The following is an 18,996-nucleotide window of genomic DNA, read 5'->3' on the forward strand; positions in this document are numbered from 1 at the left end:
GAGGTGAAAATATGCATAACGAACTTACAAAAAAAGATATAGAGGACATGGAAGCGGAGATTGAACACCGCAAAGTTGTTGTGAGAAAGGAACTTCTTGAGCATGTAAAGGAAGCTCGTGCACAGGGCGATCTTTCTGAGAACTTCGAGTATTACGCAGCCAAGAAAGCCAAGAACCAGAATGAGAGCAGAATCAGATTCCTTGAGAGAATGATCAAGACCGCTAAAGTAATTGATGACGACAGCAAAGAAGATCAGGTCGGAATGAACAAGTCGGTTACGGTTGTTCTTGACGAAGATAAGAGCGAAGAAACGTATAAAATAGTTACAACAATGCGACAGAATTCTCTTAAGGGACTTATCAGCATCGAGTCCCCGCTTGGAAAACAATTACTTGGACATAAAGTAGGAGACCATGTTACTATTAAAGTAAGTGAAGAATATAGTTACGGTGTAACGATAACAAAAATAGAAAATACAGGATTAACTGATAACGACAAAATAAGAGATTTCTAATCGGTATTTCCGAGATGGAGGTATTATGCACGCATTTCAACCGGTAAACCCTGAAGATATCGAAGAGGGTGCGTACAGTTTTGTTGGACAGAAGATAATTATTACCTGTAAGAATGGCGAAAAAATAAATGCAGTCTCCGCTCCTTGGGGCGGAGTGGGATACGTATGGAATAAAAGAGTCACTTTCATATTTGTTCGCGCAAACAGATATACAAGAGAGTGCATTGATAAATCAGGGGAATATTCCATAAGCTTTGTGGATCAGGAGGCTTATCGCGGAGTTCTTAAATACCTTGGAATGGTATCGGGAAGAGATGAGGATAAGATTGCCGGATCCAGGCTTAACGTCAATAGCTATGAAGGAATACCTTTTATTGATGAAGCCAATGAGGTAATACCCTGCAAAGTTTTATATGCGCATCCCTTTGATGAGAGCAGTTTTATTGATAAGAGTATAATCCGCGACCTGCATCTTGATAATGATCGGTACATTATGTATGTGGGTGAGGTACAGACGATATTGTTGAAATAACAGATCAGGCTATCTTATGAGGAATATATGAAGAACGTCAAAATGCTAAGGCTCTTTTTAGACATATTCATTTCTGTCACGGTTACGATGTCTTTTTTGTGCAGTTGTGCAGAAGTATCTGATAATGCACAACAGGTTGTTCTTGCGCCAAAAGAGGAGAATACCCGTAAAGAAATACGTATTGCTACGTGGTACGAGGATTCTTATATCACAAATTTCAAAGCCTATCTGGCTGAAAGATTTCCCAAATATGATTTTGAATATACGTATGTACAGCGAACCAACTATGAGTCTGTGATCGATTCACAGATTTCTTATGATGGTGCGGCCGATATCATCTTTGTAACAGAAAATATGGCCAAAAGATACGCAAGAGGCGGATATCTTGTGCCTCTTACAAAGATGGTCAACGGATTTGACGAAGAAGCACTCGATAAATTCAAATATATGGATGAATATTATGCGATTCCGGGTGTCAGCGCGTATGAATGTTTTTATATAAACAAAGATTATTTTGAAAAGTTCAGTTTTAAACCGCCTTCAGAATATATGGATTTCTATGATATGTGCGCAACAATACGAAAGCACGGAATGAAACCGTTGTCATCCGGATTAAAGGATAAAGAAGGCCTTGCAAGCAGTGCAATGGCAATAATGCAGGCGTCTTACTTCAGAACTCCTGAAGGTGAAGACTTTGGAGAAAGACTCGGGCAGGGAAAAGCCTCTTTTTACGAAGAGGTATATCCGCACATGGAAATGTGGTACAAGATGATCGAGGATGAGATCTTTACCAAAGACATGTGTCTTATGGATAAAAAGGCGGCGATAAAAGAGTTTGCGGATGGTAAGACAGTTCTTTTATCCGGTGGACCTGAGGATTATAACCAGATATACAAAGAAAATCCTTCAATAAATCTGGGGACGATAGCGTTCGGCGGAAAGGATGACGGAACGGAACTTTTGACGGGCGGATGCGAATATGGTTTTGCGGTGGTAAACGACGGCGATAATGTCAGTGATGTAGTGGAGGTTGCAAGGTCTTTAACCACGCTTATGGGACAGAAGGCAATCTGGAAAGATTCGCCGGGCAGCAAAACCTATCTTAAGAATGTCAAATTTGATTCGCCGCATGAGTTCGACAATTTACAAGATGCGCTTGAGAACAATCTTTATTTGCCCTATACGGGATGGGGATATTACAGCAGAGAGATTTCTGTTGAGCTTGAAAATGAGTTCCAGCAGGTGTTGCTTGGAAGGGAAAATCTTGAAGATGCTTTTAAGAGGATAGACGAGAAGGTTAAAGCGATCGTTGAAGGCAACTGATGTCTAGAGGAAAAAGTATGGACGGCTTACTTAAACTTTTAAAACTAAGAAGCATAAAGCATAAGCTTAAAGCTATTTTTGCCATGCTTGTAGTACTGCCTATTATTATCATCGGTATTTATGCATATGTGGTTTCCAAGAGCAATGTTACGGAGCTTACGAAAGCATCTATGCAGGGAAGTGCCGAGGTAATATTTAATGGCATAGAAACGGGGGTAAAAAGAGAGACTGATGTAATCAAGTTTTTTTCATATGAGGAAGCATTCAGAGGCGCCCTCGATCATGCAGATGCAGATCCATACACTCTTTCAGCCGAGATGACGGAAACAATCGAGCCGCTTATATGGTATTACATCGGAAGTGACAACGACATTGAAGAAATACATATCTATTCGGAAAAGATAAAGGAGGATAGGATAGGCGAATTCTTAAGTTATCCCGAAGATGAAGAAGTAAAAAAGTGGTATGAGATGTGCAAAAGTGAAAACGGAAGCATATGGGTTATGAACGGAAAGGGAGATGTGTATATCATAAAATCTCTCCTTGATGCGGCGACCACTTCCAAGATGATCGGAATGATAACTTTAAAGGTGGATAAAAAGAGATTTTTTTCAGCTACCACGAGTACAAGGTATATGGACAACGGACTTGCAATCGTTGATTCATCAAATAAGATAGTCACCAAAAAGGAACTTAGAAGCAGTGAACTGGACAGAAAAGTAATAGAAGATATTTTGGAAGGTAAATATGCAGAACTTGACGGGTTTAAGTCGACAGATGATTACCTGATAATCAAGGCCGGAGAAATGAATAACGGCTGGAAGCTTTATTATTATATCGACAGCAGGGAAATGCTTGCGGATGAGATCACGATTCTTTTGGGTGACCTTATCATAGCCATTACAATCCTCGTACTTGGGTTTGTTATAGCATCGCAGATGGCAAATCGTCTGTGCTCAAGAATTGAAGGACTGAATATCATTGCCGAAGACATAAAACGAGGCGACTTTGAAGTGGCCATTGTCGATGAGGAAAAAGACGAGATAGGACAGCTGTATGATGCGATGATAAGTATGGCTGCCCAGCTTAAGGCAATGGTTGATGAGATTAAGAGAAGGAACGAGAGGGAGTTGTTCCTTAAGGAAAATGATATCCATTACAGAGACTGGTTATTTGATTTCGTGGTTGAAAAAAAACAACGATATTCTCGCGATTGTAAATGCCAAGAGTTTTGGTGTTGAATTTCTTACAGCCAATGCTGCGGATATTTTGGGTATTCCTTCAAAGGAACTTTTTAAGGATATAAGAAACATAAATATCGTGCAAAAACCCGGCAAAGATGACAGACTTAGTACGATATTTGAAAGGTGTGCCCAAACAGGTAAAGTTGAGATCGTGGATGAGATAAAGCTGCATAACTTTATTCTCAATACGGACCTGTATTACAGAGGCGCTGTAGCCTGCACAATAGATGACAGCGGAAGAAGACTTGCGATAGCCCTGTATGACAGGACACAGGAGATGGAGAGAAACCATCAGCTTCAAGAGGCATTTAACGCGGCAGAAGCGGCTAACAAAGCGAAGACAAATTTCCTTGCAAATATGTCGCATGATTTCAGGACTCCTATGAATGCGATAACAGGCTTTACGCTTCTTATCGAAAAGCACTCGGATGAGCCCGAAAAAGTAAGGGAATATTCCAAAAAGATAAGCCTTGCGTCAAGGAGTTTGTTGGCACTACTTAATGAAGTACTTGATATGAGTAAGATCGAGAGCGGAACGACTACACTTGATATCAAGGAAATGGCGATGGGAATACTCCTTGAAGAGATCAACTCAGTAATAGGATATCAGGCCAAGACAAAAAGGCAGAAATATATCGTTAATACAGAAGGACTTGAGCACGATGTATTTTTGGGTGACAAGCAGAGAATTAATGAGATCCTCATGAATATACTCAGCAATGCCATTAAGTATACAGGTGAGGGAGGAAGAATCGAGTTTACTATAATCGAGTCTGAATCGGCATCGGAAGGTTTTAGGGATCTGACCTTTATCGTAAAGGATAACGGCATAGGAATGAAGGCTGAGTACAAGGAGAAGATTTTCGAGGCTTTTTCAAGAGAAGAAAGTCATGTAAATAAAGAGATTCAGGGAACCGGCCTTGGAATGGCGATAACGAGAAATCTTGTAGAGCTTATGGGAGGTACTATAAGAGTAGAAAGTGAGGAAGGAAAAGGAAGTATTTTTACAGTCAATTTGAGGCTTCAGGCTGTGGATGAAGCAGACGTTGATTTCTGGAAGTGTCACGGCATAAGAAGGATTCTTTTTATCGACAGCAAACACAGTGAGTGTGAACAGCTTGCGGAGAAGCTTAATATCGACGGTGTTGATGTGATGGAAGCGCCAACGGGATTTGGAGCACTTCATCTTATAGATGTCTGCCAGGCTGAGGATACACCTGTAGACCTTGTTCTTGTGGACCAGAAAGTACAGAATATGACGGCACCTGAAATTGTAAAGAATATCAGGGCAAAAGATAAGTCAAAATCAGCGACAACTTTGATCATAGTTATGGCGGATGATTTTGAGTCTATCGAAGACGAGGCAAAAGAGGCAGGGGCAAATGATCTTTTGCAGAAGCCACTCTTTATATCAAGTCTCAAGCAGTCGCTAAATGACATTGAAAAGAGGATAACGGAAGAAAAATATGAAGAGACGGAGAATCCGCTTAAAGGAATGAAATTCCTTGCTGTGGAAGACAATGATATCAATGCGGATATTCTGACAGAGCTTCTGGCTATGGAAGGAGCATCGGTTATAAGGTGCGTAAACGGACAGGATGCGGTAGAGAAAGTAAAGAGTTCAAAGGAAGGCGATTTTGACATGATCCTGATGGATATTCAGATGCCTGTTATGAACGGATACGAAGCGACTATCCTGATACGTGGCCTAAAGGACGAATGGGCGCAGAAAATACCGATAATTGCCATGACTGCAAACGCATATGCCGACGACATCCAAAAGAGTTATGATTCGGGAATGAATGCACACATTTCAAAACCTATAGATATAAGGGTTGTCGAAAAGACAATAATGGAGTTTAAAAAAGCGTGAAATTATGAGAAAATAGGGAGTACAGAGGCATACTGTAGTCCCTGTTTTTATATCATTGCAAATTATCTTTTTGAGAGGAGAGGCTTATATGAATGGCATAAAAAAAGTAATTGATGATATTTTCTGGATTGGAGGAAGTGACAGAAGACTTGCAAGATTTGAGAATATTTTTCCGATTCCCGAAGGCGTTTCATACAACAGCTATTTTATTGACGATGAGAAGACGGCAGTTTTTGACACTGCTGATATAACAATTTCAGACCAATATCTTGAGAATCTTAAGACAGTTATTTCGGGTAAAAAATTGGACTATCTTGTGGTACTTCATATGGAGCCCGATCACTGTTCTCTTATAAACACTGTAGTTACGATGTTTCCTGAGGTTACAGTGGTCAGCTCGAGCAAATCTTTTGAGTTTATGAAGCAGTTTTTTCCCGAGTCTGAAAACTATAAAAAATTGGAAGTAAAAGAGGGGGATGAACTCTCAACAGGAAAGCATACATTCAAATTTGTTGCTGCTCCCATGGTTCATTGGCCCGAGGTATTGATGGCATATGATGTTACATCGAAAGCTCTTTTCGCCGCAGATGCATTCGGTACATTCGGAGCACTCGATGGCGGACTGTTTGCGGATGAGTATGATTATGAGAACGATTTCCTTAATTCCGCAAGAAGATATTACGCGAACATTGTAGGTAAGTATGGCATGCCGGTTCAGACAGTTCTTAAGAAGGCGGCAGGACTTGATATTAAGTTGATACTTTCACTTCACGGTCCCGTATGGAGAGAAAATATAGGCTGGCTTCTCGATAAATATCAGAAGTGGAGCACATATACGGCAGAGACGGATGATATCGCAGTTGTTTACGGAAGTCTTTACGGACATACAGCGAGCGCTGCAGAGGCCGTTGCAGCTTCTGTAAGAGAAAAGACAGGAAAGAACGTTAAAGTATATGACGTTTCAGGTACAGATGTGTCATATCTTATAGGCGAAGTTTGGAGATGCAGTAAGATAGTTCTTATCTGTCCTACATATAACGGCGGAATCTATCCTCCGATGGAAGCGTTCATAAACGATATGATCGCGCTTGGAGTTCAGAACAGGATATTTGCCCTCGGACAGAACGGAACATGGGCACCTGTTACGGTTAAGCTCATGACAGATAAACTTGCAACACTTAAGAATGTCAAAATACTTGAACAGAATCTGACTATTAAGAGTGCTCTTTCTGCAGGTGATACGGATGCAGTTCAGGCATTTGCCGATGCTGTTGCAAATTCAAGCTTTTAAGTATAAACTCAAAAAAGAAATTTAATATTAGAAATATCGTAATACGATGTGGAGGAAGGTTGTGAAAAGAAGTAATACTTTTAAGATGATCATCGGTATCATAATGACAGCGGGAGCGGTTCTTGGTGCAGCTGGTACATATGATACTTTAAACGGGGAAAACGGCAGTGTTGCAGAAGCTGCAGGAAGAGTAGTAAGTATTGATTCATGTACTATTTCCGGAGACAGTGTTGTTGTTAATGTTTCTGCAAGCAGTTTGCCGGGATCTGATGACGGCAAATATTATCTTTATGCAGATGAGGTTTATCAGGACGGCGTAACAGGTAATGTTGTGGCAACAACAGAGAAGGGTAAGAGTGCTACTTTTAAGTTTGACCTTGCACTTGGAACAAAAGAGTCAAATCTTTCCAAGAAATTCCTTGTTGCTGTAAAGAGTGGCGGATCAATGGTTCAGGTGAGTGATGAACACTATATCACAAATCCCGAAGCAATCGCATCCAAAACGGTCGGAAGAAACGACCATGGTATGAAGGGTATTCTTCCAAATGATGCGGACGCTGCGACATTTAAGGATCTCGGCGTAGCACAGATGGTATATAACCTCTACATGGGTGATATAGTAGGACCTTCAACAAACGGAGCTTATCCTACAACTGAGTTTGCATATGACGGAAAGACATATCAGTTTAATACGGCTGCACTTCAGCAGTATGACGGCTTTGTAAGATGGTGTTCAATCAATAACTTCCAGCTTACTCTTACTATTTTGAATAATAAGACAGCTTCAGGGGCAGATCTTATACATCCTCTTTCAAGAGATGAGCATGTATGTCCCGGATATGCAATGAATACCAAAGAGGATGAAGGTACACAGCACCTTAAGGCTATCGCAGCATTCCTTGCGCAGAGATATTCAGGCGGACAGTTTGGAACTGTTGATAACTGGGTAATCGGAAACGAGATAAATGCCAGAACAGAATGGTACTACATGGACTCAACAAATCTTGAGCTCAACGTAAGTGAGTATGTAAAGGCATTTAGAATATTCTACAACGGTATCAAGAGTGTAAATGCGAACGCAAGAGTATATAACTCTATCGATCAGGAGTGGAACAGAAAGTCAAATCCGGGATGTTTCCTTGCAAAAGAATATCTTGATAGATTTAACTATTATATGAGGCGTGAAGGAAACGTTGACTGGTCACTTTCGGTACATCCTTACAATGCACCTTTGTTTGACCCTTACGCTTGGAAGCAGCAGTCCCAGTATGTAAGCACATCTCTTGGTACACCATATATTACGATCGAGAATATCTATCTTCTTACAGATTATATGAACCGTGAGGAGATGCTTAATCCGGCAGGAAATGTAAGACAGATCTCACTTTCTGAGATTGGTTATACTTCAAGCTTTGGCGAGGACGCACAGCTTGCGTCAATCGTATATGCATATACGATGGCTCAGAGCAATCCATATATCACAAGCTTTATCCTGTTCAGAGAGACAGATGATGCGCATGAAATGGAGAGCCATATAGCTCAGGGACTTAAAAACCTTGACGGAAGCAAGAAACAGTCTTATGATGCTTACAAGTATATGGATACAAAAGAGGCAGGAACTTACAAGGCAAAAGCATCCAAGATAATCGGACAGGATGTAGATGCTTTGGTGGCAAACAGAACATTTATGAGCAGAAACGGTTGGTTTTTGAACGACTGAGATTAACAATAGACTGAATTAGACTCGACACATCCGTAAGGATGTGTCGTTTACTATAAGTATGGAGTATTATTTATGAGCAAAGATCTTTTGGGAAGCCTTTATGGTGATTTCTTTTCTACACCTGTTTCCATGCCTTCAGCAGGGAAAGAAAACGTTAAGAAAGAAGATAGCGCTAAAGAGGCCGTTAGTGATAAGACTGTGGAAGATAAAGTCGATGCTATGAAAAATGCGCAGAATGCACTGGATGAAGCAAAGGCTCTTTTTGCTGCTGACGGAAACCTTAATTCTTCGGAAGAAAAGAAGGATGAGGAACCTGAAGAAGATCCCATGGAGGCGCTCGAGAAACTCATAGGCCTTGGCTCCATAAAGGATGATGTAAAAGAACTCACCGCTTTTGTTAAGGTTCAGAAAGCAAGGCAGGAGCAGGGACTTAAATCTGTACCTGTTTCACTACACCTGGTATTTACGGGGAATCCGGGAACAGGAAAGACAACCGTTGCGAGAATAATCGCAAAGATTTATAAGCAGATAGGAGTTCTTTCAAAAGGACAGCTCGTTGAGGTGGACAGATCGGGACTTGTTGCGGGATATGTCGGACAGACTGCGATCAAGACTACCGAGCAGATAAAAAAAGCTATGGGCGGAGTCCTCTTTATCGACGAGGCATATGCACTTTCCCAGAAGGATGATGCTTTTGGACAGGAAGCCATAGATACCATACTTAAGGCAATGGAAGATAACAGAAAAGACTTTGTTGTGATAGTTGCGGGCTACACAGAGCCTATGAAGAAATTCATAGAAAGTAATCCGGGATTAAAGTCGAGATTCAACAAATATATCGAGTTCCCCGATTATTCGGTGGACGAACTTGAAGAAATATTTTACATGAACTGCAATAAATATGATTACAAGGTAGAAGAGGACGTTAAGCACCAGATCAGGGCACTTATAACTTCCAGAAAGATGGGAAGTATAGACAATTTCGCCAATGCCAGAGAGATAAGAAATCTTTTCGAAGAGATCATCACCAATCAGGCAAAGCGTGTATCCACTCTCAAAGCACCTTCAAATGAAGATATGATGACGATATGCCTTGACGATCTTAAGGAACTTAGCGGGTTAGAGAAGAAAGAGGCTGAAGAGTAACAAGGTATTGAAAAATAGTAATATGACTGATATAATCAGATTTGCTGTCAGATTTTTTTTCAGGCAGCACTACGGAATGTGGCTCAGTTTGGTAGAGCGCTGCGTTCGGGACGCAGAGGCCGCAGGTTCGAATCCTGTCATTCCGATTCAGTATTTTCAAGGGTTTGCAGATTTGCAACCCCTTATTTTTTTATCTCAGTTCTAACTTTTTTCTAACTTTTTCTATTTATTTATCATAATGCAATAAAGGAGGCGCATCCCTATGAGACTTGAGCTAAGCCAAAACATCAAGAAGTACCGAAAAGAAATGAGCCTTACACAGGAAGAACTAGCTGAAACTTTTGGAGTTACAGTCGGCGCGGTATCAAAATGGGAAAGCGGAAGCACAGTTCCGGATATAATGACGATGATGGAACTTGCAGACTTTTTTAATGTTTCTATGGACGTTCTTTTGGGATATAATCTTTCCTCCAAAAGTATTGATGATATTTATCATAGACTATGCAACTTAACCACGGAACAAAAATTAGACGAGGCTGTTTCAGAAGCGGAAAAGGCTTTAGTCCGCTATCCTACTTGTTTTAAGATAATCATGGCCTGTGCGACTTTGTATAATGTTCTCTTTATCAACGGCGGAAAAGAAGACGATGCCAAACATGCGGTGCAGCTTTATGAGCGAGCACTGAAATACTTCTCACAAAATGACAATTTGAGCGTCACTGAAGTTTCGATAAGAATGGATATCGCAAGATTAAAGAGTTTTAATGATACAGATGGCGCGTTGATCGAGTTTAACAAGATAAATCATATGGGAATCGCGGATATAGAAAGTGCGCGTTTGTTGTTTTCAAAGGGGGAGACTGAGGAAGCACTGGCCAGATGTACAAAAGCAATGCTTTATAATCTCATGAGAGAACATGACATAGCACTTAATATGTCTTCCATAGTTGCATCCCGAGGAACGAAAAAGGATTTTAAAGAAGCATATGACATTCTTGACAGAGGAATTGCATACATTGAATCTGCCGAAAACGGTAATATTTGCTATGCTACTAAATTAAAAATCAATCTTCTCATAATTAAAGCCATGACTCTGTGCCTTCTAAAAGAACATGATTCTATGAAAAGGCTTATCGATGAAGCCGGTGCGCTTGCAAAGAGATATGATGCAGATCCGAATAATGCATTTCATAACGGCATGAAATTTTGGCATGCAAAAGAGGATTTTACGCCGTATGGATTTGATGATCTGGGATCTTCTGCAATAGAAACTATTGAACTGTTATTTGCCGATACTCCCGAATTATATCCGGCAAAAGAAACAAAAGAGTATAAGGAAGCAAAGAAATATTGGCATAACGAAGCCAAAGAATATTGGCACAGTATTAAGGAACAATAACGGGTAAAAACTGACGATTTATTGATAAAATCGCCCTCTTGTAGTATTATATAGTCTGCAGGGGGTGTTTTTTTCTGTCTTTTTTGAAAAAATGCATCTAAATGATAGTGTCTTTTTTTTGTAGAAAGGGAGGACCTAGGATGAATTTGGAAGGAACAGAAAGAATAGACAATTTATGTAGGCGACTACGAAGAGCGAATTTAATAGCATTTATATTTACTTTTATTATTATCGCTGCAGTATTCACAGGAAGTTTTTTGTATAAAAAAACTGAACATAAGATCAAGAGCGTAAAGATCAATTACGCAACAGAACAGGAAATTCAGGACATTATAGGTTTTGAGGAATATGAAGACGGAAAATGGTTTAAGGGAAACCTTAAATATGACCATTCCGAAGATCTTGACTACGGTATGAAGTGTGCAAACTATACCGGGGTCTTGTATGAGACTAAATGATAAAAGCTGGGAGTTTTCGCTCCTAGCTTTTTCTATGCACTAAATATCGTTATAATAGTAATATAGGTCGAGTCGCAGGAGGTGTGCACTATGAATGAATCAGTGCAGAAATTGGAGGACAGCATAGGGAAGAGGATAGTCGGAAAGGGTGATGTGATCGAGAAGATTATCATAGCACTTTTGGCTGACGGCCATGTTCTTTTGGAGGATGTGCCGGGAGTTGGTAAGACGACGCTTGCAAAGGCGCTTGCGGACTCCGTGTCGCTTTCTTTTGCGAGGATTCAGTGTACTCCTGATACGATGCCGTCAGATATAACGGGTATTTCAATCTACGATTCGAAAAAAGGAGAATTCTCTGTGATGCCGGGACCTGTTGTGAGCAATATTGTCCTTGCGGATGAGCTTAACAGGACCTCGCCAAAGACGCAGTCGGCTCTCTTGGAAGTAATGGAAGAGCACAGGGTTACTATAGACGGTAAACCTATTGATGTTCCGCAGCCGTTTATGGTAATAGGAACGCAGAATCCCGTGGATATGGCGGGAACGTATCCGCTTCCCGAAGCTCAACTTGACCGTTTCATGATCAAATTGTCGGTGGGATATCCTGATACGAAAGCATCGGAAGATATGGCGGAGAGATTTCTTTTGGGGCAGCTCCATGAAGAGACTGAATCCGTTCTTTCGGGAAAAGATATCCTGGATATGAGAAAAGACGTAGCCTCTGTCACTGTAAAAGAAAATCTTCGAAGCTATGCAGTAAGTATTACAGATGCGACCAGAAATAAGCCTGAGATTGCGGTAGGTGCTTCGCCGAGAGCTCTTTTGTCCATGTTAAGATGCGCTCAGGCCAAAGCATACCTTGTGGGAAGAGATTATTGCATCCCTGAAGATATCGCAGATGCGGCTAAACTTACACTTCCTCACAGACTGATACTTACGAAAGAAGCAAGGCTCAGCCATATAACGAGCGAAGATCTGATCAAGACCATTCTTGGAAAAGTAATCGTACCATGAAGATAACAATTAATAAAAAAGGACTGATCATCTATCTTACAGCACTTGTAGCCGGCATAATTTTTGCAAGTTTTTATGGCGGTCCTGTTGCTTATGCGCCACTTTTTGCGCTTCTTTTGATCATTCCTGTTTCGGTAATATATATTGTTTTAAATTATGCCTTTCTGAGAGTCTATCAGGAGGTCGAAGTCCACAAGCTCACCAAAGGTGAGGATCACAAGTACCGCACGCTTATCGAAAATGCGGGGGTTCTTCCTATTCACAATATGGAGATCGGCACATTCAAAAGCCGGTGTAATCTCTATGAAATTCCGGATAAAACAAAGCTTTCACTTGATATTCATGAGAAAAAAGAGTTGTTTTCGGGCATTAATTGCCTTTTTGCGGGAGTTTATGATGTCGGAATCGAGAATGTATCTTTTACAGATCCGTTTCATATTATTTCCGCGAGATTTAATATTCCGTATTCATTTAGGGCTGTTGTAAAGCCGAGGATAACTGAGATTGCAGGGAAGGCGCTGGACCTTGAGAACCTGTACAGCAGCCGCGGGCATAAGAGCGAGAGGATTCTTGAAGACATTCCGGGAAATGACATACGTCCGTATATAAAAGGCGACAGTCTTTCGTCTGTTAACTGGAAAGTCTCAGCCAAGGCTTCAAAGCTGATGGTCAGAGTTCCTGACAAGATGGAAAAAAGAACGTTGTCTATCCTGATGAATGCCGATAATACGCCTGAGAGTGAGCAGGATACGGAGTTTCTTATAAAGCGTGATTATTTCCTTGAGTTTGTGGTTTCGGCGGCATGGCTGTTTGGAAATCAGGGAATTCCCGTGACAATCGTATATCCCGCAGGAACGGTAAGAGAGAAGCTTGTTGATTCGAGAGAGAGTTTCATGGATTTTTATAACGCGGTTTCAGACGGCGTGTTCTATTCATCGGATTTGGAATATACCAAAATCTGTGATCTGGCAAAAGCTTGCAGGAGTAATAAAAATGACAGAGAAACATGGATTGTTATCACTGAAAATCCCGGGGCGGAAGAAAATTTTATCAGTATTTGCGACTGAGGCGGTATGTACACTATTTGCCTTTTCTTTTGCTGCGGTTTTTTCAGAAATCATCAGAGGGGGTATGGGTGATAATGCATTTGCCGGAGACGTTTCTTTCCCATTTTGGGCGATAGTTTTCTTTATGTTGTTTACAGGACTTTACTATATATTCCGCCTCTTTGTTTCGGGAATTGCTTCGGCTGTCCTTTCAGCTGTTCCAGCTTTTTTCTTATTCTTTTTGTTAAAAGATTTATCGGCCATTCCGGTTCTTCTGCCTTCGATGGTCTTTGGCGTGGTTCTGAGGCTGGCGATTCATTTTATACCAAGTAGGGAAAAGAAACTTCTATATGCGGTTATTTTGTTGGATATTGTTGTAATTGGGCTTTTTATTGGAAAGAGTCGCTTTACGGGAGAAAATTTAGCAGAGAAAGTTATGTGCATATGCCTTGCAGCGCTGACACTTTCGGCTGTTCAGACTTTTTTCTTCGAAAAGAACAAGGCTTCGTTTCCAATTTATTATTTCCTGATCATTGCGATGGTTACGTTGATATTTCCTATGAAAAAAGAGCCTATAGACTGGAATAAAGTTGTTGATCTGGGTCAGAGGTTTGTCTACAGGATTGAAAGTATTGCTTCTGATGTATCTTACCGCTTTGCGTCTACTTTTGGAGACAGTTATACGGCAGGCTACAGTTCTTTTACCTCAACCGGAAAAAAGATCACAGAGGGCGAAAGAACGCAGCTTATTATCGAGTCTATAGACGCGCCTTATTATACATATTTGGATGAGGAGACGGGGAAAAATACAAAGCTTAGAAAGACGCTGTATCTTGCGGGCGGAATAGGAACAGATAAGGCGCAGTTTGCCGAATTTATAGCTTTTTTGTATGCAAATGGGACAGACAGGGAAAGGGCGCTGACGTTTACTGAAGTTTCGAACATTGACCTTGAGTATGCTTATATAGACACAAAGGATGTGATAGTGCCGTCGAGAGCGCTACTGGTGACCGAGGGCGAGAAAAAAGTTCGGGAAGGCGTCAGCGAAAAAGCTCACAGAAAGGGATATAGAATAAGTGTAAAGTATCTGGATATAGACTACGCAAGTCCTGAGCTTACCTCGATGTTAAAAGATGCGCCCACAGAACTTCCAAAGCTCACATATGATGAAGTATGCGACTATGTTAGTGGGCTATGGGGAATACAATTTACCGAGATGATGAGCCGTGATGAGTATGAGGAGGCTTTGGCTGAGATTGGGAACGGCGCAAAAAGCGAGTATCTTGACGTGACGGGAGTCACCCCGGAACTTAAGGAGCTTGCGGATAAGGTTACTTCAGGAGCTGAATCAGACTATGATAAGTGCAGGTTTTTGGAGGAATATCTCAGACAGTATCCGTACAGCAAGGATGCAGTCGGAGGATATAATTCCGAATCAAATATGAGTACGGCGGAGGGAATGGCGGATATCGCGGAGAGATTTCTTTTTGATACGAAAAAAGGATATTGTGTCCACTATACATCTTCCATGATAATGTTACTGCGACTTTCGGGGATTCCTGCAAGGGCAGCAAGCGGATTTAGATATGCATTTCCTTTTGACAGGAAAGATAAATATGAAGTCAGTTCAGGGTGCGCACATGTCTGGCCTGAGGCTTATATAGAGAATGTTGGCTGGATTCCGTTTGAGCCGACAGGGGCTTATTACGCTTTATCAGCTACTTCCTGGCATAGGAGCGGAGTTAATGCGGATGATGGATGGACTGCAGAATATCATGGCGGAATCAATCCGTATGATTCGTCAAAAATTCCTGTTCATGGTGATGAAGAGGGAGAAGATGAGAAAGTCTCCGCACTTTTGGCATTTAAGGTTTTTCTACCGACTGTAATCTTTACCGCGGCCATTATAATCATATTGGCTCTTGGAGTATATTTAATAAAGATTTTGCGCTACAGATACGGAACACCAAGGCAGAAGCTCTTTTACGATGTCGAACAGATAAAAAAGAGCCTTATAAAGCGCTCGGGAGGTACGCTCACAGACAAGGGACTGTTGTTTGAGTTTACGGAAGCTGCACCCGAGGATATTCGGGAGGAACTTGGCAAAGTGTTTGATGTCTTTTACCGTGTGGTATACGGAAACGGGGATGGCACAGAGCCAACGGCTGAAGAAAATGAGCTTGCTTTTGAAATGCGAAAAAAATTAATGCGATAGAGTTTGGGGCTACAAAATAGATATATTGAGGGATAGTCAAACTTTTATATGGCTTGATTATCCCTTTAAAATAAAAAAAATAAATTTTTTGCGCACATTTATCATGCGGCTAACGTCTAACATTATAGAAGGGAGGATGTGAGACAATTTCCATGGAAATAGAACAGTATTATGACAAGATATATCGATATTGCTACTTTAAAGTACATAACAAAGCACTGGCAGAAGACCTGACGCAGGAAACATTCTTACGATTCCTCGGCGCGGATTGCGAATACCCTGACAGATACTTATACACAATCGCAAGAAATCTGTGTATAGATGAGTATCGGAAAAATAGGCCCGAGCTGACAAATTTTGAGGATTACACAGAAGAAATGTGGATTCAGAACGGATTTGAAAATACGATTGTGGATAAGTTGTCAGTGAAGCAGGCGCTCTATGAACTGTCTGATGAAGACAGGGAATTATTGATACTCAGATATGTAAATGACGAGCCTATGTCCGAGATATGTAAAGTTACCGGATTATCAAGGTTTGCGGTCTATAGAAGGTTAAAAGAGGCAAAGAGCAGGTTATCAACGCTCTTGGAAAGGGGAAACGATGAGAGATTCAGAGATGAAAAGCTTGCTGAAGAATTACTGTGAGGCTCCCGACAATATGAAAAAAGATGCGTTTATCCGCAGTATCAGAAAAAAGCAGCAATTTGAGAAAGTTGGTTTTATTAATATGCTTGCACTGCAGGCCCGTTATATACGCAAAAGAGTTTGGATAGTCTCAATCCTTATTCTGGCATGGGCGATATTTAGTATTGGCGGCCTGGAAAGTGAAAAAGTAGAAATGATAGCTAAGATAATGCCATTTTTTGCTTGCTTTGGTCTGGTCGAGGTATGCAGGGCAAAGATGCATGATATGTCAGAACTTGAAGGAACAACTCGTTTTTCCGCAAAGGGAGCATATTTTGCCAAGATGGCTGTAATTGCGATGGCACATTTTTTTACAATAATGTTACTCGCAGTCTTTACGCCGGGAGCGCATGAGAAAGGGTGTCTTATAGTTATGGCAAGGCTGCTTATCCCGTATGTTGTTACAAGTATCCTTTCGATGGAGGCAGAAAGACATTGCAGAAGTTGGGGAAAAGATAATGAGAACATTCATATCGCGATTCCCTTTGGTGTTGCTTTGGCGGTATTTTGCGTGCGAGAGCTTATATACAATATGCACGTGACAGACAGTACGGATGCATCCAAAGTGATGGCATTGCTGCTCGTAGTATTGGTATTTCAGACAATTGAAGTGAAAAAGACAGTTAAGTTGGAGGAGCTTATATGGAATTAAAGATAGACAGGCTTACAAAGCAATATGAAAACAAAATTGCAGTAGACAGGATGAGTCTAAACCTTGAAAAAGGTGTAACCGGACTTCTTGGCGCAAATGGCGCAGGTAAGACAACGCTTATGCGTATGATGGTAGGATTGCTGTCACCGACAAGCGGAGAAATAACTTATGACGGTATTCCTGTCAGATCAGAGGAATTCAGAAATTTACTGGGATATTTGCCACAGGATTTTGGATATTATCCTGAGTTTTCGGGAAAAGATTTTTTGATGTATTTCTGCGCGCTGAAAGGACTCAATAAGAAAGCTGCGAAAGCAAGGACGTCAGAGCTTTTAAAGCTTGTAGGGCTCGATGATGTTGCAGGCAAAAAGGTCAAAAATTATTCCGGAGGAATGAAACAACGCTTAGGAATAGCGCAGGCGCTAATAAATCGTCCGGAAGTGCTTGTTTTGGACGAGCCAACGGCAGGGCTTGATCCCAAGGAGAGAGTGAGATTTAGGGAGCTTATTGAGAAGCTTGGAGATGAGGCGATAGTTCTTTTGTCCACGCATATTGTATCTGATATTGAGCACATAGCTGACAGGATAGTTATGATGAATGAAGGACAGATAGTATGGCAGGGAGCATGGAAAGAAGAGGATGGAAGTTTAGAGGATTTTTACCTGAATACATTTAAGCAATAAGACCGGAGGATAATTATGGAAAAAAGACATTGTTTTGGGATGCTGTACAAATATGAGCTTTTAAAAATATTGAAGAATAAAGTTGCGCTGGTAACATTTATTGTTGCGTTCTGCTTTGCGTTTATTCAAGGTGAATTTGAAGTGAGTGGCAATATTACTCCGACGGATTTGGAAGAGTACCAAGAGATAGATGACAGGGCTGTCGATCAGAGCTTATTGAATGAGTTAAAGGAAATATCCGATGATGCCGGGAATATTCAAGATGAAAACAGAAAAGGGTATGAGCAATTATCAGCTTGGATGGAGGAAACAATCGGTTACAGAGCACCGATAAAAGAACTTGATATTGATACGGTATATTCGAAAAGAGAGAAGAACATACAAGAAGGCTATGACGCCATGCGCCTTACGCAGGGAGAAATCGGCTTCTGGGCAAATAAGGAAAAAGAGGTTGATAAGCCGTTTTTGTTCCATGAGACTATCAGATCGGGCGGTATACTTGAAGGAACTACAAATTATATGTTACTTATGGCAATAATTATTGGTGCAAGTCTTTCGATGATTTTTGCATCAGAAACTCAGAGAAAAACCGATCCTATGCTTAGAGTGGCAATAAACGGGAATAAAGAGCTTTATTTTGCCAAGATACTTGCAGGAATGAGTTATATTTTCGGATGTATCATTGTCTTGCTTATTACTTTCTATGCGTATGCCGCGTGCAGGTGGGGAATTACAGGGATGGATTGCATGGTACAGTCATATCTTCCTCTTGCGCGAATTGATATGACCATAGGTGAACTGCTTGTAATTATATTAATGCTTCTTTTCTGCGGAATACTACTTATTTCATCATTTGCGCTTTTTTTATCAAATGTCACAAGAAATGGCGTAGCTACGATGACAATAGTTATTGGTTCATTTATAGGTTTGTTAGTGGCTACGCTTCATGTGCCGTTAAAGTTAAGAGTGTTATCGCAAATCCTGTATATGTTGCCCGGAACGATGGTATCTTCATCGATTCTGTACGACTATAGGTTGATAAGAATCGGAAAGTACTTTATGTCTTACCAGATCGCACCGATTGTGTATATCTTGTTTTCGATTGCATTTATTGTTGCAGGATATGTATTTTATGATAAGTATGAGATAAAGAGTAATTAAAACTATAGAAAAAGAGAAGGGATAATCAAGTGTTT

At 40.9% G+C, this 18,996-nt stretch carries 17 protein-coding genes and 1 tRNA gene; all 18 read left to right on the forward strand.

Going from position 1 to position 18,996, the window contains the following annotated elements:
• Positions 1–11: 11 nt before the first annotated feature.
• The 18 genes from CD00_RS0112915 (at position 12) to CD00_RS0112995 (ending at position 18,961) form a co-directional block, all read left to right on the forward strand.
• Positions 12–515, forward strand: a complete 504-nt coding sequence (locus CD00_RS0112915; protein WP_026656352.1) for a GreA/GreB family elongation factor — start codon at positions 12–14, stop codon at positions 513–515.
• Between the two features lie 25 nt (positions 516–540).
• Complete coding sequence (locus CD00_RS0112920) at positions 541–1,047, forward strand: flavin reductase (protein WP_026656353.1); 507 nt, start codon at positions 541–543, stop codon at positions 1,045–1,047.
• A gap of 27 nt (positions 1,048–1,074) precedes the next feature.
• Entirely contained in the window at positions 1,075–2,370 is a 1,296-nt protein-coding gene (locus CD00_RS0112925) for an ABC transporter substrate-binding protein (RefSeq protein ID WP_026656354.1), read from the forward strand.
• Positions 2,370–3,611: a methyl-accepting chemotaxis protein gene (locus tag CD00_RS18365; RefSeq protein ID WP_081811915.1), complete on the forward strand. Its 1,242-nt coding sequence runs from the start codon at positions 2,370–2,372 to the stop codon at positions 3,609–3,611. The genes CD00_RS0112925 and CD00_RS18365 overlap by 1 nt, the downstream gene beginning before the upstream one ends.
• Positions 3,556–5,487, forward strand: a complete 1,932-nt coding sequence (locus CD00_RS18370) for a response regulator (RefSeq protein WP_051594195.1) — start codon at positions 3,556–3,558, stop codon at positions 5,485–5,487. The genes CD00_RS18365 and CD00_RS18370 overlap by 56 nt, the downstream gene beginning before the upstream one ends.
• Before the next feature lie 88 nt (positions 5,488–5,575).
• Complete coding sequence (locus tag CD00_RS0112935) at positions 5,576–6,778, forward strand: FprA family A-type flavoprotein (protein WP_026656355.1); 1,203 nt, start codon at positions 5,576–5,578, stop codon at positions 6,776–6,778.
• Positions 6,779–6,839: 61 nt separating this feature from the next.
• On the forward strand, positions 6,840–8,498 hold the full coding sequence (locus CD00_RS0112940) for a DUF5722 domain-containing protein (protein WP_026656356.1): 1,659 nt from the start codon (positions 6,840–6,842) through the stop codon (positions 8,496–8,498).
• A 75-nt stretch (positions 8,499–8,573) separates the two neighbouring features.
• The gene (locus tag CD00_RS18375) at positions 8,574–9,647 is read left to right on the forward strand and encodes an AAA family ATPase (protein ID WP_051594196.1); all 1,074 of its coding nucleotides are present in this window, start codon (positions 8,574–8,576) and stop codon (positions 9,645–9,647) included.
• 72 nt (positions 9,648–9,719) lie between these two features.
• A tRNA-Pro gene (locus tag CD00_RS0112950) sits at positions 9,720–9,793 on the forward strand.
• A 116-nt stretch (positions 9,794–9,909) separates the two neighbouring features.
• Positions 9,910–11,046 carry a helix-turn-helix domain-containing protein gene (locus CD00_RS19470; RefSeq protein WP_051594197.1) on the forward strand — a complete coding sequence of 379 codons (1,137 nt, stop codon included), beginning with the start codon at positions 9,910–9,912 and terminating at the stop codon, positions 11,044–11,046.
• A 140-nt stretch (positions 11,047–11,186) separates the two neighbouring features.
• Positions 11,187–11,504, forward strand: a complete 318-nt coding sequence (locus CD00_RS0112960) for a hypothetical protein (RefSeq protein ID WP_026656357.1) — start codon at positions 11,187–11,189, stop codon at positions 11,502–11,504.
• Positions 11,505–11,594: 90 nt separating this feature from the next.
• Positions 11,595–12,518: an AAA family ATPase gene (locus CD00_RS0112965; RefSeq protein ID WP_026656358.1), complete on the forward strand. Its 924-nt coding sequence runs from the start codon at positions 11,595–11,597 to the stop codon at positions 12,516–12,518.
• A complete protein-coding gene (locus tag CD00_RS0112970; RefSeq protein WP_026656359.1) occupies positions 12,515–13,585 on the forward strand; it encodes a DUF58 domain-containing protein in 1,071 nt (356 codons plus the stop codon). Before CD00_RS0112965 ends, CD00_RS0112970 begins: the two co-directional genes overlap by 4 nt.
• A 64-nt stretch (positions 13,586–13,649) precedes the next feature.
• Positions 13,650–15,779 (forward strand): transglutaminase-like domain-containing protein, encoded by a 2,130-nt coding sequence (locus CD00_RS0112975; RefSeq protein ID WP_026656360.1) that lies wholly within the window; start codon positions 13,650–13,652, stop codon positions 15,777–15,779.
• Between the two features lie 152 nt (positions 15,780–15,931).
• A complete protein-coding gene (locus tag CD00_RS18385; protein ID WP_051594198.1) occupies positions 15,932–16,426 on the forward strand; it encodes an RNA polymerase sigma factor in 495 nt (164 codons plus the stop codon).
• Positions 16,398–17,117, forward strand: a complete 720-nt coding sequence (locus tag CD00_RS0112985) for a hypothetical protein (RefSeq protein WP_155841063.1) — start codon at positions 16,398–16,400, stop codon at positions 17,115–17,117. Before CD00_RS18385 ends, CD00_RS0112985 begins: the two co-directional genes overlap by 29 nt.
• The gene (locus tag CD00_RS0112990; RefSeq protein ID WP_026656362.1) at positions 17,108–17,800 is read left to right on the forward strand and encodes an ABC transporter ATP-binding protein; all 693 of its coding nucleotides are present in this window, start codon (positions 17,108–17,110) and stop codon (positions 17,798–17,800) included. The genes CD00_RS0112985 and CD00_RS0112990 overlap by 10 nt, the downstream gene beginning before the upstream one ends.
• Positions 17,801–17,815: 15 nt before the next feature.
• Entirely contained in the window at positions 17,816–18,961 is a 1,146-nt protein-coding gene (locus CD00_RS0112995; RefSeq protein WP_026656363.1) for an ABC transporter permease, read from the forward strand.
• Positions 18,962–18,996: the final 35 nt, after the last annotated feature.

Source organism: Butyrivibrio sp. AE3003, from assembly GCF_000686065.1.
Taxonomy (GTDB): Bacteria; Bacillota; Clostridia; order Lachnospirales; family Lachnospiraceae; genus Butyrivibrio; species Butyrivibrio hungatei_A.

Coding starts and splice junctions, on each gene's coding strand:
- CD00_RS0112915 (WP_026656352.1), top strand. CDS start 12: ATGCATAACGAACTTACAAAAAAAGATATAGAGGACATGGAAGCGGAG.
- CD00_RS0112920 (WP_026656353.1), top strand. CDS start 541: ATGCACGCATTTCAACCGGTAAACCCTGAAGATATCGAAGAGGGTGCG.
- CD00_RS0112925 (WP_026656354.1), top strand. CDS start 1,075: ATGAAGAACGTCAAAATGCTAAGGCTCTTTTTAGACATATTCATTTCT.
- CD00_RS18365 (WP_081811915.1), top strand. CDS start 2,370: ATGTCTAGAGGAAAAAGTATGGACGGCTTACTTAAACTTTTAAAACTA.
- CD00_RS0112935 (WP_026656355.1), top strand. CDS start 5,576: ATGAATGGCATAAAAAAAGTAATTGATGATATTTTCTGGATTGGAGGA.
- CD00_RS18375 (WP_051594196.1), top strand. CDS start 8,574: ATGAGCAAAGATCTTTTGGGAAGCCTTTATGGTGATTTCTTTTCTACA.
- CD00_RS19470 (WP_051594197.1), top strand. CDS start 9,910: ATGAGACTTGAGCTAAGCCAAAACATCAAGAAGTACCGAAAAGAAATG.
- CD00_RS0112960 (WP_026656357.1), top strand. CDS start 11,187: ATGAATTTGGAAGGAACAGAAAGAATAGACAATTTATGTAGGCGACTA.
- CD00_RS0112965 (WP_026656358.1), top strand. CDS start 11,595: ATGAATGAATCAGTGCAGAAATTGGAGGACAGCATAGGGAAGAGGATA.
- CD00_RS0112970 (WP_026656359.1), top strand. CDS start 12,515: ATGAAGATAACAATTAATAAAAAAGGACTGATCATCTATCTTACAGCA.
- CD00_RS0112975 (WP_026656360.1), top strand. CDS start 13,650: ATGGGTGATAATGCATTTGCCGGAGACGTTTCTTTCCCATTTTGGGCG.
- CD00_RS18385 (WP_051594198.1), top strand. CDS start 15,932: ATGGAAATAGAACAGTATTATGACAAGATATATCGATATTGCTACTTT.
- CD00_RS0112985 (WP_155841063.1), top strand. CDS start 16,398: ATGAAAAGCTTGCTGAAGAATTACTGTGAGGCTCCCGACAATATGAAA.
- CD00_RS0112990 (WP_026656362.1), top strand. CDS start 17,108: ATGGAATTAAAGATAGACAGGCTTACAAAGCAATATGAAAACAAAATT.
- CD00_RS0112995 (WP_026656363.1), top strand. CDS start 17,816: ATGGAAAAAAGACATTGTTTTGGGATGCTGTACAAATATGAGCTTTTA.